The sequence below is a fragment of the Candidatus Protofrankia datiscae genome, assembly GCF_000177615.2.
GTDB classification, from domain to species: domain Bacteria; phylum Actinomycetota; class Actinomycetes; order Frankiales; family Frankiaceae; genus Protofrankia; species Protofrankia coriariae.
The window spans coordinates 3,694,527-3,708,644 of record NC_015656.1; the positions used below are offsets into that span (position 1 = coordinate 3,694,527).

The 14,118-nt window shown below is 71.5% G+C and carries 9 protein-coding genes; 2 read left to right on the forward strand and 7 right to left on the reverse strand.

All coding sequences use genetic code 11. The features are described 5' to 3' along the window. Positions 1-17 precede the first annotated feature (17 nt). Entirely contained in the window at positions 18-2,831 is a 2,814-nt protein-coding gene (locus FSYMDG_RS15350) for a hypothetical protein (protein ID WP_043603751.1), read from the reverse strand. A gap of 321 nt (positions 2,832-3,152) precedes the next feature. On the opposite strand from FSYMDG_RS15350, the gene FSYMDG_RS15355 reads away from it, so the two are divergent. Then, positions 3,153-3,482, forward strand: coding sequence for a CATRA system-associated protein (locus FSYMDG_RS15355; RefSeq protein ID WP_013874316.1), 330 nt, complete (start codon positions 3,153-3,155; stop codon positions 3,480-3,482). After that, positions 3,475-5,169 carry a CATRA conflict system CASPASE/TPR repeat-associated protein gene (locus FSYMDG_RS15360; RefSeq protein ID WP_013874317.1) on the forward strand — a complete coding sequence of 565 codons (1,695 nt, stop codon included), beginning with the start codon at positions 3,475-3,477 and terminating at the stop codon, positions 5,167-5,169. The genes FSYMDG_RS15355 and FSYMDG_RS15360 overlap by 8 nt, the downstream gene beginning before the upstream one ends. A gap of 278 nt (positions 5,170-5,447) precedes the next feature. On the opposite strand, the gene mraY is transcribed toward FSYMDG_RS15360, so the two are convergent. The 6 genes from mraY to rsmH all read right to left on the reverse strand — a co-directional run bounded on the left by mraY (position 5,448) and on the right by rsmH (position 14,041). Next, positions 5,448-6,515: a phospho-N-acetylmuramoyl-pentapeptide-transferase gene (mraY, locus tag FSYMDG_RS15365; protein ID WP_013874318.1), complete on the reverse strand. Its 1,068-nt coding sequence runs from the start codon at positions 6,513-6,515 to the stop codon at positions 5,448-5,450. Further along, positions 6,512-7,942 carry a UDP-N-acetylmuramoyl-tripeptide--D-alanyl-D-alanine ligase gene (locus FSYMDG_RS15370; RefSeq protein WP_013874319.1) on the reverse strand — a complete coding sequence of 477 codons (1,431 nt, stop codon included), beginning with the start codon at positions 7,940-7,942 and terminating at the stop codon, positions 6,512-6,514. Before FSYMDG_RS15370 ends, mraY begins: the two co-directional genes overlap by 4 nt. Before the next feature lie 13 nt (positions 7,943-7,955). After that, the gene (locus tag FSYMDG_RS15375) at positions 7,956-9,683 is read right to left on the reverse strand and encodes a UDP-N-acetylmuramoyl-L-alanyl-D-glutamate--2,6-diaminopimelate ligase (RefSeq protein ID WP_013874320.1); all 1,728 of its coding nucleotides are present in this window, start codon (positions 9,681-9,683) and stop codon (positions 7,956-7,958) included. Positions 9,684-9,744: 61 nt separating this feature from the next. Next, the gene (locus tag FSYMDG_RS15380) at positions 9,745-12,120 is read right to left on the reverse strand and encodes a peptidoglycan D,D-transpeptidase FtsI family protein (RefSeq protein WP_237702780.1); all 2,376 of its coding nucleotides are present in this window, start codon (positions 12,118-12,120) and stop codon (positions 9,745-9,747) included. Next, the gene (locus FSYMDG_RS23310; RefSeq protein WP_013874322.1) at positions 12,117-13,019 is read right to left on the reverse strand and encodes a hypothetical protein; all 903 of its coding nucleotides are present in this window, start codon (positions 13,017-13,019) and stop codon (positions 12,117-12,119) included. The genes FSYMDG_RS15380 and FSYMDG_RS23310 overlap by 4 nt, the downstream gene beginning before the upstream one ends. After that, a complete protein-coding gene (gene rsmH, locus FSYMDG_RS15390) occupies positions 13,016-14,041 on the reverse strand; it encodes a 16S rRNA (cytosine(1402)-N(4))-methyltransferase RsmH (RefSeq protein WP_083828509.1) in 1,026 nt (341 codons plus the stop codon). The genes FSYMDG_RS23310 and rsmH overlap by 4 nt, the downstream gene beginning before the upstream one ends. Between the last annotated feature and the right edge of the window lie 77 nt (positions 14,042-14,118).

Below are 14,118 nucleotides of genomic sequence, written 5' to 3' on the forward strand. Positions count from 1 at the left end.
GCTGTGCGCGGCACTGGTTAGGCGCCCGCCGGCACCAGGCCGTAACCGGCCGCCTCCTTGAGCAGTTCCTTCTCTTTCGGGTGGAGCACCCCCGCGGCTTGCTCAGGTGACAGCGTCGCCAGCTTGACGGTGGCGGGATCGGCATTGTCGGGATCTGCATTGTCGGGCTTGGGAGTCGCGGCGAGGAACAGCCGCCGCAGACCGAAGATCTTCTCAAGCAGACCCATGGACTTCAGGCAGTCGTCGCTGTCGGTGTGGGCAGGGGCGAGGTCCGACCGTTCCCGCAGGGAGTCCGCGACGAGGACGCTCGCCTGACGGAGCAGGTCCAGGCGGGTCGCGGTGCCGACCCCGACCACCGGGGCGTCGTCATTCCCGGCGTTCTTCCGCCGGGGGTCGACACCGGCGAGTGCGCCGTAGTAGAGCGTCAGACCACGCCCCGACGTGCACGCCGCGATCGACGAGATGACGACCCCGTGGAACCGCTCGAGCCGCATCTCCCGAAGCCGGGAGTATCCCTCGTACGCGGCGTGGAACCAGCGGTGCGCGTCGGCGCCACCGGTCAGTTTGCCCAGCCGCACGTATGTCCCGAGCATGTTGAACTCGGCCCTGTCGATCTCGGGATCGTTCAGGCGCCTGCGTTCGTCCAGCGAGCGTTGCAGGAGCTCCATGGCCTCGGCCAACGCAGGCTCCTCGGGCGCACCGTCCTTGCCGGCCTTCTTGCGCAGCAGCAGGCCACGCATCGCCATCGCCCGGGCGGCCCGGATCCTGCCCTCGACGGTGCTGTCGGTGCTCGCCAACCGCTCGGCCTCACTGGCAAAGGTAAGGCCCTCATCGAACTCGTCCAGCGTGGCCTTGCTGTTCTGGTTGGCCCAGCGGGCCCGGCCGTAGAGGCATTCAGCCACCAGCGGGGCGTCCCGGGCCGGGTCGAAATACCCACCGGCCTCGGCATAGAGCTCCGATGCCTCCTCGACCATGGAACGCAGCTCAAGAACACGCGCGACACCGTGCAGAACCAGACCGTGACGGTGTGGCTCCAGTCCCGCGAGCGAATCCGGCTGGGCGGCGGACGCGTGCAGGTCGCTGACCGTGGAGTTGTCCGCGAGGCGCGTGAGCAGTTGCCAGCCGGGGCCGGTGCTCGCCAGCGCGGCCCAGCCGGGCAGCCCGGCGGACGCGCCCTGGGTCATCACATGACGTTCTTTCTGGATCTCCGCGCGTAACAGCCGGTGCATCTGCACGGTGGTAACGCGGTTCTGGGTGCGGGTGGCGAGCAGGCCGATGTCCCGCAGGGTGTCCAGTGGGGCACTGTCGTCCAGCCCGAGGGCGGCGGCGAGATCGTCCAGGGGCAGGAGCACCGGTGGCGCCCATGCCACGGCGTGCGCGGCGTCGAGCGCGGCCTGGTCATCGGCCAGGATGCCGGCGGCCAGTCGCCAGACAACAGCCGTGCCACTCTCCTGCGTGCCCGTCTGCCCCGGGCCCGCAAGCGGCTGCCAGGCGCCGGCTGCCGCCAGCCGCCGCAGCGCTTCGTAGATCAGCGGCTTGCCCTGGGTCACCTTCTGGAGCCGTTCCGGCAGATCTGCCATGTCCGTGGACTTCAGCGGCTCGACGACGATCGGCTCGACCCCCGGGAAGAAGGTGCCCCAAGCCGTGTTCGTGGTCGTCACGATCAGTGTCTGGCCGGGCTTGACGGCCCGCGGCAGAAAATCCCGGATCTTCTCCGGAGGCCCGTCGGCGTTGTCGATGACGACGACCCAGGGCGCGTCGCTGTCCTCCAGCCGCCGCAGCGCCGCCAGGGCATACGGCTCATGGTCGGCGTCGTCCGTCACAGGGCCGACACGCGACATCTGCTCCAGCTCCGCCCGGGCCAGTTCGGCGCGCAGCGACAGCCGGTCACTCGTGTTCAGGAACCACCCGTACCCGGCGTCGGCACCGCGAGCCCGCTCGTAGGCCAGCAGGGACTTCCCCATACCCTGCTCCCCGCACAGCACAATGCGTCCCTGACCGCGCTTGAGGTCTTCCCGGATGCCCGCCCGGCTGGCGTAGTCCGAAGGGGCCTGCTCCAGCACCGGCAGCCGCGCGTAGATGGCCGGGCTCTGCGCGTCCTGGGGCTTACCGAGCGGGTTACGCGCATGCGGTGACGAAGGAATGTCCAGCAGCGTTGTTGCATATCCCTTGCCGAGCTCGTCGTGTCCGCCGTGGACCGCCTCGTCGAAAGGCACCGACTGCTCATCGTCGTGCTCGATAGCCACTCTCACCACGTCCACCGGTATGAGCCATGCCGGCAGCCGGGCCCCGGGCCGCAACTCCAGCACCCCGTCCTCCGCCCCGGAACGGGGCCGGACGATATTCCGGAAATCCGCGCTCTGGCGCAGGTAGCTCTTGTCCAGCGGTCTCCTGACGTCGGCCAGAAGAACGGCGTGCCTGTCCTGTCCCCGGTCGAGCAGCGCGACAACCGGTCGGACCTGCGCGCGCAGCAGCAGCCCCGCGAGCATGAGCACGAGATCGAGGCAGGTGCCCTTCTCCCGGCGAACGCGGGCCGGATAGCGGATGCGCTGCCGGCCCACGTGCGGGCCACCCCAGGCGTCGAAGCCATAGCGCAGCCTCATCGCGGCAAGCGCGTTATAGGCATCCCGGACCACCTCGCGGCCGGCTGCCTCCACGAGATCGGGATCCGTTTCGTTGAAGGCAAGCCCGCTCGGTACTCCGAGGTCATCGAAGGACTCGGGATTCACGTAGCGGGCCAGCGCCGCCGTATCCGCCGTGTCCCAGTCCGGCCAGGGCCGCGCCGCGTACTGATCATCTCCGGGGTTTTCCCCCGGCCCCCCATACGTCATAAAACGATCGTAACGATACGTATACGACATACCGTGGCAGGGTCGTACGCAGCCGAATCGGACGACACCGCATGACTACGACCGACATCCAGTCGGCTGCTCCTCATGCGGCGTGGCGGGAGCGGCAGCCCAATCGTTCCACGGCCGCTCGACCATCCGGCAGCATCCTCGGCCAGCCCCCGGTCACGTCGTCCAGAGTGCTCGGTCACGTCGTCCAGAGGGCTGGAGCCATGCAGCTTGGCCGGCGGCCGGCCGCAGTCACGCGTCAGGGCCAACGGTCCTTGTTGTCAGTCCAGTCGTAACAGGAGTAAGTATGGGCATATGGGGGAAACGTCCAGTGATGATCGAATTCGGGACCAGATCCGGCAGGCACTCGACAACCTGCTGGCCCAGAAGCTGCCATCGGCTGGCTGGGAGCAGGTACGGTCGGCGATCGCCGATATCAGGGAGAGACTCGCATCCGGTGATCTCGACCTCGAAAAGGTGCGCAGCGCCGTTCAAAGTCTGCCCGCCTCCGGTCCGGTGCTGGCGAAAAAACTCCAGGACCGGCCACTCGAGGAGCCTGTCGACGAATACACTCGGGAAAGAATCGGCGAGCTGAAGCACCGCGTGCGCGATCCGAGCGGCGAGCAACCAGCCGACGATGAATGACCTCCCAGCTCTGACCGATCACGAGCTGGTCGTTCACCTGTTCGCCCCCGCCGAGGGGACAACCGGTATTGGCGCCTACCGCGAACTGGGACGCATCTGGTCGGCATGCACAGGCGAACTGGCTATGCACAAGGAGGTCACCGCAACCCTTCCCACCGCTCCTCCCATCGATCCGGACCTGCTGGCGGAAGGCCCGATCGCCGCCTGCGAGGCGGCTGGCGACGGCGTCATCCAGGCAATTTTCCGTTGCGAACGCGACACCTTCTGCCTTTCACTGGTCCTGGATCCGGCGAATCTGGTGTCCTGGGCGGATCTGGACCGTCGGTGGTCGCGGATCGTGGCCGGCTCCGCGGATTCCCTGTCCGACAGGGAAGATTTCCTGTTCGGCGAGGCCCGGCTGTACCTGGCACAGTCCCATCAGATACCCGCCGACGTCCACCATGCATCCCCTGGCCGCGTACCCCCCGGCGACACCGCCGGCGGGACAGGCCTAGGCGGGATGAGCCGGGAGCTCGCCGCGGCGGTGCGTGCCGCGATGCCTGGCGATGTCGCCGAGCCGTGGTGGCGCGACGGCGTGCTCGTACCGACCGGTTTCGCCGTCTGGGAAGCGGTCGAACGACGCAACCCGGACGCCGACGCGCGGGCCGTTCGTCGAATCGCGGCGGTCACGGCCCATGGCGATGGGGACACGCTGAGCGGGTGGACATGGACCCCTGGCGGTCTCCGGCTTCCCGCGTTTCCCCGCTATCTTCTGCATGCCGCGAGAATCCGCTACCAGATTCGAGTCTGGTCGGTGGAACAGCCGGAACTGCGTCGTATCCGCCGGGAGACGGACGAGGCCATATCGGATCTTCTTCACCGGCTCGGCACCGGTGACGGTGACGCTGGCGGTGACGTTGACGAGATATCGGACGCCGAGCTGTTCGACGGTTTACAACGGCTGACCCGTCTCGAGCTCAACGACGCCGGGCTGGCCCTCGGATCGACCCGGCTGCGGGAAATCCGCCGTACGGTCGAGATCGCGCGCGCGAACATGGCGAAACGGCTGCCGTGGACCGTCACGCCCGCGGGCGGCCTGTTCGCCGACGACCGTGAGCTGGCCTCCTGGTTCGACGAGCAGCTCGACGACGACAGCAGCTATGCCGAAGCGACGCGGGAACGCGCCCGCGTCGTCAGCACGATCGTCGAACGGGTGATCCGGCGGCGCCAGCAGCAACGGTCCGGGGAACTCCAGGACATGGAGGACACCCTGTACCAGCGGCAGGAATGGTTCACCCGGGTACAGACGATGGCTATCGGCATGGTCGGCATGGTACTCACCGCCATACAGACGTTCGGTTATCAGCTCCCGCTTCCAGGGCCCACACAGGCCCCGATGATCGTCCTTCTCGGCGCGGTCACACTCCTGTTGTCGTCGGTCGTCTTCCGGTACCGGCATCCGTCCCGCCACCCGGACCCGTCCCACTCCCCGGAGCGCAGCCGGATGGCGAGCCTGGGATGGCTTGAACCGGTCGCGGTCGGCTGCTCAGGGGCGGCCGGGGTATGGCTCGCCATTTCCTGGATCTCCTACGATCTGGGCTCCCTCGCCTCGCCCGCGTGGACAGCCGGCCCGGCCGGTGGCGCCTTCGCCCTGTGCACGGCGGGCGCGGCCTGCTTCGCCCGGCGGCGGGCCACCATCACGCCGTGAAAGCGGCGGGTCCACCGGACACCAGACCGGTTATTGATCGTCATGGTGCGGGCGGCCCACGGCCCGGGCGGCCCACGGCGTCCGCGCCTGGCCGTCCGGACTGGCTGGCCGGACCGGTTGGCGACGGCCTGCGGGCCCGTCCGGAGAGCCGGGAGACCAGCAGCGACTGCCAAGAGCCACCGCGGAGCCGACAGGCACCGCCTGGTGACCGCCAGAAACCACTGTAGGAACTGTCAGCAACCGCCATGAGGACTGCCAAGGAAGCGCTGTCGGAGCGGTCAGGAGCCGCCGTGGGAGAGGAACTCCGCGTAGAACAGGCCGAGTCCGAACGCCACGGCCAGGCCGGAGACGATCCAAAAGCGGATGATGACCGTGGTCTCGGGCCACTCCGCCAGCTCGAAGTGATGATGGATCGGCGCCATGTTGAAGACCCGCTTCCGGGTGGCCTTGAAGAAGGCCACCTGCAGGATCACCGACAGCGTCTCGACGACGAACAGCCCGCCGAGAACGAACAGCAGCAGCTCCGTCCGGCTGACGATGGCGATGCTCGCGAACGCGCCGCCGAGAGCCAGAGAACCGGTGTCGCCCATGAATATCTTCGCGGGGCTGGCGTTCCACCACAGGAAACCGAAACAGGCGCCCATCGCCGCCGCCACCACCAGCGCGACGTCGAGCGGGTCCCGGACGAGATAGCACCCCGGGCCGCTGGCGCCCGGCCCGCACAGGTTGCCGAACTGCCAGAAGGAGATCACCACATAGGCGCCGAACACCATCGCCGAGGTGCCGGCGGCCAGCCCGTCCAGCCCGTCGGTGAGGTTCACCGCGTTCGACGTCGCCGCGATGATGATCCAGGCCAGCAGCGGGAAGCCGACCAGGCCGATCGAGATGTCGGTGTCCCGGACGATCGAGACGAACGTCGACCCCGGCAACAGCCCTTCGGCGTTCTTGAACCGGACGGCCAGCAGCCCGAACGCCAACGCCACCGCGGCCTGTCCGGCGAACTTGGTGCGGGCCGTGAGCCCGAGACTGCGCTGCTTACGGATCTTGATGTAGTCGTCGAGGAAGCCGACCACACCAAGACCGGTCATGACCATCAGGACGAGCAGCCCGGACGCGGTGAAGCCCTTCATCGTGACGACGTGCGCGATGAAGTACCCGGCCAGCGTCGCAAGGATGATGACCGTCCCGCCCATGGTGGGCGTGCCCCGCTTGGTGAAGTGGCTGGACGGCCCGTCCTCACGGATCTCCTGACCGTAGCCCTGCCGGCGGAACAGCCGGATCACCGATGGTGTCCCCAGCAGCGACACCACAAGGGCCACCATCGCGGCGACCAGTACACCTCTCACCCGTGCGCACCCCACTCGCCGGGCGCGGCATCCAGAGGTGTGGCACCCAGGGACACAGCACCCGACGTCAACTCGCTCGCGACCCGCTCCAACCCGAATGCGCGGGATGCCTTGACCAGTACCACATCGCCCGGTACCAGCTGTTCCCGCAGCAGTGTGCACGCCTGCTCGACGTCGGCGACCCACACCGACTCCCCCGACCAGGACCCTTCCAGCGACGCCCCGAGATGTATCCGGCGCGCCCGCTCGCCGATCGCCACCAACTGCTCCACCCCGAGGCGGACGACGAGCCGGCCGAGGGCGTCGTGCTCGTCGTCGGCGCTCGCGCCGAGTTCCTCCATGCCGCCGAGAACCGCCCAGGCCCGCCGGCCCCGGCTGAGGTCGACCAGGGTCTTCAACGCGGCCCGCATGGACTCGGGGTTGGCGTTGTAGGCGTCGTTGATGACGGTGACGCCGGTGTCGGTCACCGCCACCTCCATCCGCCAGCGGCTGCGCGCCCGGGCCCGCGACAGCGCCTCGGCCGCCCGCGCGGGCGGCAGGCCGAGGCGGATCGCGACCGCGGCGGCGGCCAGCGCGCTGCCGACCTGGTGCTCGCCGACGAGAGTGAGTGCGACCGGGTGCCGCTCACCGGCGGCCACCAGGTCGAAGCGGGCACGGCCGTCGTCACCGACCCGCACGTCGTGCGCCCGCACGTCCGCCCGCTCCCCCTCACCGAAGGTGATCACCTCGCCGCGGGCACGGGCGGCCATCCCGGCGACCAGCGGGTCGTCGGCGTTGAGGACGACGGCGTCGGAGGCGGCCTCAGCCAGTTCGCCCTTGGCCCGCGCGATACCGGCCCGCCCGTCGGCGTACTGGCCGAGATGCGCCGAGCCGACGTTGAGCACGACCCCGATCCGCGGCCGGGCCAGCTCGCACAGGGCGGCGATGTGGCCGGGCCCGCGGGCGCCCATCTCCAGTACGGCGAACCTGGTGGCCGGCTCGATGCGCGTGACGGTCAGCGGCAGGCCGATCTCGTTGTTGAACGAGCCGGCGGCGGCGACGGTCGGCCCGAGTTCGCCGAGCAGGTCGGCGAGCAGGTCCTTGGTGGTGGTCTTGCCCGCCGAACCGGTCACCGCGACCACGGTCGCCGACGACCGGGTGCGCACCTGCGCGGCGAGCGCGGCCAGCGCGGCGACCGGATCGGCGACCACCACCGCGGGCACGCCCACCGGCCGGGCCGCGAGCACCGCGACCGCGCCGGCGCCCGCCGCCGCGGCGGCGAAGTCGTGGCCGTCGACCCGTTCCCCGGCCACCGCGACGAACAGCGCGCCGGCGGCGACCTGGCGCGAGTCGATGACGACACCGGTCACGGCGGCGTCATGATCATCCACGGCGTCCAGCCGGCCGCCGCAGACCACCGCGACCTCGCGCAGAGTCAGCGTCATCACCGTTGGATGCCCCTCACGCCAGGTGCTGGCGCGACACGGGACGCCACCCGGCCAGCTCCGCCCGCAACACGTCACGGTCGTCGAAGGGTGTCACCACGCCGGCCTGCTCCTGGCCGGTCTCGTGCCCCTTGCCGGCGAGCACGACCGCGTCTCCCGGCCGGGCGAAGCCCACCGCGCGGCGGATCGCCGCGGCCCGGTCCGGTTCCACCATGACCCGGCCGCGGGCACTGGGCGGCAACGTCCCCACGCCGGTACACATCTGCGCGATGATCAATTCCGGATCCTCCGACCGGGGGTTGTCACTGGTGAAGATCGCAAGGTCGGCGCCGGCGGCCGCGGCGGCGCCCATCAGCGGACGTTTGCGCCGGTCACGGTCACCGCCGCAGCCAAGCACCACGATCACACGGCCGGACACCAGCGGCCGTACGGTGCGTAGCAGCGTCTGTACCGCGTCCGGTGTGTGCGCGTAGTCGACCAGGCCGAGAAACGGCTGGCCGGCGTCGACCCGTTCCATCCTGCCCGGCACACCCGGCAGACTCGCCAGCCCCGCTGCCGCCACCGGTGCGGGGACACCGGTGGCCACCAGCAGCGCCAGCGCCACCAGGGCGTTGCCGACGTTGAAGGCCCCGGGCAGCGCGATGCCCACCCGAACGTCCACGCCGTGCGGGCCGAGCGCGCGGAAGGTCGTCCCGGTGGGGCCGGCGGTGACGTCGACGGCGCGCCAGTGCGCGTCGGCGGCCGTCCCGCAGGTGATCGCGCCCGGGACGGCGGCGGCGAGCTGGCGCCCCCACGGCGTGTCGGTGTCGATGACGGACACCCCGGTCCGCTCGGGGGTGAACAGGGCGGCCTTGGCGGCGAAATAGTCCTCCATCGACGGATGGAAGTCGAGATGGTCCTGGCTGAGGTTGGTGAACGCCGCCCCGGCGAAACGGATGCCGCCCACCCGGTGCAGGGCGACGGCATGGCTGGAGACCTCCATCGCCGCCGCGGTCACCCCACGCTCGGCCATGACCGCGAGCAGCGCCTGCAGGTCGGTGGCCTCCGGGGTGGTGCGCACCGAGGGGAGCACGGTGCCGGCCAGCCGCGTCTGCACCGTCCCGATCAGCCCGGTCGTGTGCCCGGCGGCCCGCAGCCCCGCCTCCAGCAGGTAGGCCACCGTCGTCTTGCCGTTGGTGCCGGTGACCCCCAGCAGCGTCAGGGCCGCCGACGGGTCGCCGTACACCCGGGCGGCGACCGGCCCCAGCAGCGCCCGCGGGTCCGCGGCCACGAGCACCGGGACGTCGGCCACACCCACGCCGGCGGCCACAGCGCCGTCAGCCACGCTCCCGCCGTCGCTACCGGCCGCGCCCGCGCCGCCAGGCACGCCCGCGCTGGCGGCCACACCGCTGCCGGCCACGGGCCCGCTGCCGGTCGCGCCGCTACCGCCGGCCACGCCGCCGCCGGTGCCCGTGCCGACCGACCGGGCCGTCGCCGCGATCTGGTCGGCGCCGGCCCGGTCGGTCAGCACGGCCACGGCCCCGGCCGCGACCGCCTGCCGGACGAAGGCGGCCCCGTGTGCGCGCGCGCCGGGCAGGGCCGCGTACAGGTCGCCAGGACGCACCGCGCGGGAGTCGTGGGTGATCCCGCGGACGACAACACCCGCCACAGCACCGCCGGTCACCGCGAGACCGTCGTATCCGACGGTCAGCTCGGTGAGCGCCCGTGCGGGCGAGGCGACCGGACGCAACACCGGTGAGGTCACGGCAACGACACTAGTAGCCGGCCCGCCGGGACCTGCGTCGGGTCACGACGGGCACGGCGGGTCAACGACCCGCGTCCAGATCGAGAACGAGCTTCGGCGCGCTCGTGCCGGACGGAGGCACACCCAGCGTCGTCAGCGCGAAGGTCATCACCCGCTGGAACACCGGCGCGGCGACCGTCCCGCCGAAATGGCCGTCGCGGGGGTTGTCCAGGACCACTTCGACGACCACCCGGGGCTGGTCGGCCGGGGCGAAACCCACGAACGACGCGACATAGCCGTCGTAGCGGCCGGTGGGGCCCACCCGCTGCGCCGTCCCGGTCTTGCCCGCCACCCGGTATCCGTCGATGGCCGCCAACGGCGCGGTCCCCGAGTCGGTGGTCACCGACTCCAGCATCTGCGAGACCGTGGCCGCGGTGGCCTCACTGATCACCCGGACGCCGGGCTGGCGGGGCGTGGCGCGCACGGCCCCGTCCGGGGAGATGGTGCTGTCCACCAGCCGGGGCTCGACCCGCACGCCCCCGTTGGCGATGGTGGCGTAGACCGAGGCCATCTGGATCGCGGTCGCGGACATCCCCTGCCCGTAGGAGATCGTGGCCGCCTGCTGGACGTCCCACTCGGCGGCGGGCCGCAGGATGCCGGCGCTCTCCCCGGGGAAGCGCAGCGCGGTCCTGGCGCCGAGGCCGAAGTCGCGCAGCGCGCTCTCCAGGCCGGCCGGGCCGATCTTGCGCGCGATCTGGATCGTCCCGAGGTTGCTGGACCTGGCCAGCACCCCGGCCGCGGTCAGGTGCTCGACCCCGTGCGGCTCGGCGTCGGTGAAGGTCCGGCCCGCGATGCGCATGTTCGGCGGCACCGTCACCGGGGTCTCCGGCGTGATCAGGCCACGGTCGATCGCCGCGGCCATCGTGATGACCTTGTTGACGCTGCCAGGCTCGTAGACGTCCTGGGTGGCGCGGTTCTTCAGAGTGGCCGGATCGGCGGCGGCGACCTTGTTGGGGTCGTAACCGGGCGCGTCCACCATCGCGAGGATGTCCCCGGTGTCCGGAACCATGGCCACGACGCTGCCGCCGTCGGCGTGGGTCGTGCGCACGGCCTCGGCCAGCGCCTGCTGCGCGGCCCACTGGATGTCGCGGTCGAGGGTCAGCCGCACGCTCGAGCCCGGCACCGGGTCGGATTCCCGACTGGCCGCCGACGGGATCATCCGCCCGGCCGGGTCGACCTCGACCCGGCGCAGGCCGTCTGTCCCGCGCAGCACCCGATCGTAGGCGCTTTCGATGCCGCCGCTGCCGACGATCATTTCGTTGTCACCGATCGTGGTGAACCCGACGACGTTGGATGCGAGCGTGCCGGACGGGTAGAGGCGCCGGCGCTCCTCCAGGACGCCGATGCCAGGCAGCCTCAGGTCGGTCACGGCCTTGCCCACCGCCGGGTCCAGGCTCCGGGCCAGGTAGGCGAAACGTCCGCTGCCGGCGAGTTTCGGCTGCAGGGTGTCGGCGGGCACGCCGAGCAGCGGCGCGAGGGCGGTGGCCACGGCCTTCGCGTCAGTGACGTCGTGCGGGTCGGCGTAGACCGCGCGCGCCTCGACGTCCTGCGCCAGCGTCGCTCTGCTGCGGTCGGTGATGACACCGCGGACCGCGGGCAACGCCACCGTCCGCAGCCGCTGCTGCTCGGCGCGTTCGGCGTAGGTGGAAGCCTGGAACGCCTGCAGCTGGGTCAGCCGACCGGCGAGCACGACCAGCGCCGCGCAGAGAACGACGACCGACACCCGCAGCCTGCGGCGCGGGCTACCCAGCCGCATGGGCGGCCGGGACGCGGCGACGCGCGCCGCCGGCCGGGCCGCGGGACGGGCTGACGAACGGGCTGAGGGATGAGCCGTGGTGCCACCCGGTCCGCCCGTCCGGCCACGTGGCATGGTCGGCTGGTGGCTCCCGGTACGAACGGGCCTGCGTCCCCGGCGCTGGTTCGACGACCGGCCCGGGCGCCGCCCGCCCACCCGGCTGCGGTCCAGCTGGTGACCGTCCGTGTCATGGACATATTCGTCCTGGTCATGGACGTATCCGTCGCGTCCGGACGCGCCGCCCTCGCGGTAGCTGTCGTCAGGGTGGTCGTAGTCGGAGTAACCGGAGTAGCCGTAGCCGGAGTAGCCCTGGCCATAGCCTGGGTGGTCGTAGTCGGGGTGGTCGTAGCCGGAGTAGCTGTCGTCGACGTAGCCGTCGTCGGGGCCGCCGCCCCAGCGGTGGGGATCCCCGTGGGCGGTACGGGAGGCGGAACCGGCGGCCGTGGCCCGGTAGCCGTCCGGATCGGCGTAGCCGGCGGCGAACCCGCCGTGGCCATCCTCATACTCGTACCACCGATCAACAGCGCCACTACGAACAGGAGTGGATGCTTTACGTGATCGCGATCGGCCACGCGCGGCCCCACGGTGCACTGTGGAGCTCACCGGGCACCCGCGGCTGGTGACCCGCCCGCGGTCGACGCGTCACCAGCGGGGCCTCCCACGGCGGCCGGTGCGCCACCAGCCGGTACGCCGGCGGCCGGTGCGGCTGCCGGCTGCGCACTGCCCGTACCCGCCGTGGCTCCAGAGCCCGCCGTGGCGCTGGAGCCTGTCGTGGCTCCAGTACCCGCCGTGGCTCCAGGGCCCACAGCACCGCCGGCTGGCCGGCCCGGTGGCGGCACCACCACGACGACGAAGCCGGAGGACGGCTCCGCACCGATCACCCTGGCACCGGGCGGGAGCGGGGCGCCGGCCGGCAGGTAGTACGGGATGCCGCCGGGGACCATGCCGAGCTGCGCCGCCCGGGCGGCGAGGTTCGCCGGGTCGGACAGGTTGTCCAGCCGCATGGACAGCGCCTGTTCCTCGTCCATGAGATCGGACGAGTCCTGCCCCAGGTCGTGGACCTTGAACGCGCTCTGCGCGAGCGCCGTGTTGAGCAGCAGCAGGCCCATCAGGCCCGCGCCCATGAGCAGCAGCAACAGGATGACGAAGGGCGCCCGGGGAGCGTTCCCGCGCACGGGGGGCTGGCCGACACGCAGCGGTGACGGCGTGGACGGCCGGCCCAGCCCGTCCACCCGCCGGCGTGGCCGGTCCAGGACCGGGGCGGCGGTGGCCGCCCCGCCCGCCGGCCCACCGGCTCGCCCGCCCAGGGACGGGATCGGGATGGCGGTGTCGGCGTGCCCCCGGACCGCCGCCGAGGCGGGCAGCGTGTCGTACACCGCGGCCGACGCCGCGTAGCCGTAGCGGTCGGCGCGGGCGGCCTGGTGCGGCGTGCGGGCGGGCGGCGTGGCCGCCTTCGCCCTGCCCCGGCCCTGCCGCGCCAGCAGGGGGGCCAGCGCGCTCATGCCGCACCTCCGGCTGCCCCGCCTGGGCCGGCCGGCCCAGGCGTCCCGAATGCTCCGAATATCCCGGACGTCCCGGACGGCGGGGCGATCCGCTCGACGGCGCGCAGTTTCGCCGCGGAGGCCCGCGGGTTGGCCGCCACCTCGTCCGCAGACGGTGTCTCCCCACCGCGGGTGAGCCAGCGCATCGTCGGTGCGGCATCCGGTGGGATCACGGGCAGATCCGGCGGTACGTCAGGGCGTACCCGCGCGGCGAACGCCCGCTTGACCATGCGGTCCTCGAGCGAGTGGTAGGCAAGCACGACGAGTCTCCCCCCGACAGCGAGCGCGTCGAGGGCTGCCGGCAGCGCCCGGGCGAGTGCCTCGAGTTCGCCGTTCACCTCGATCCTCAGCGCCTGGAACGTACGTTTTGCTGGATTTCCACCGTTACGACGTGTTGCGGCCGGAATAGTCCGGCGGACGAGATCGGCCAGCCGCGCCGAGGACACGAACGGCTCACGGGCGCGTTCGGCGACCACGGCCGAGGCGATTCGGCGGGCGAAGCGTTCTTCTCCGTAGTGGCGGAGGATGCGGGTGAGCTCGTCGGCGTCGTAGGTGTTCACGACGTCCGCGGCGGTGCGGCCCCGGCCGGGGTCCATCCGCATGTCCAGGGGAGCGTCCCGGGAGTAGCTGAATCCCCGCTCGTCGGAATCGAGTTGCAGCGAGGAGACGCCCAGGTCGAACAGCACGCCGTGCACCTCGGTCAGGCCGAGGGCGTCCAGGACGGTCGGCAGCTGGTCGTACACGGCGTGCACCAGGGTGGCCCGGTCGGCCCGGTCGGCCAGCCGGGCGCGGCTGTGCTCCAGCGCCTGCGGATCGCGGTCGAGACCGATCAGGCGGGCCGTCGGGCAGGCGTCGAGTAACGCGCTCGCGTGACCGGCGAGGCCCACGGTGGCGTCGACCAGCACCGCCTCGGGCCTGAGCAGGGCCGGCGCCAGCAGGGCGACGACACGGTCGGAGAGGACGGGGGTGTGTGTGGCCTCCACCTCGACCTCCTCGAACGGTTTTGTGAACCTCGCGGCGGGAAAGATGCGGTTCATCCGCGATCGCGCTCGGTGAAAAT

Coding starts and splice junctions, on each gene's coding strand:
- FSYMDG_RS15350 (WP_043603751.1), bottom strand. CDS start 2,831: ATGACGTATGGGGGGCCGGGGGAAAACCCCGGAGATGATCAGTACGCG.
- FSYMDG_RS15355 (WP_013874316.1), top strand. CDS start 3,153: ATGGGGGAAACGTCCAGTGATGATCGAATTCGGGACCAGATCCGGCAG.
- FSYMDG_RS15360 (WP_013874317.1), top strand. CDS start 3,475: ATGAATGACCTCCCAGCTCTGACCGATCACGAGCTGGTCGTTCACCTG.
- FSYMDG_RS23310 (WP_013874322.1), bottom strand. CDS start 13,019: ATGAGCGCGCTGGCCCCCCTGCTGGCGCGGCAGGGCCGGGGCAGGGCG.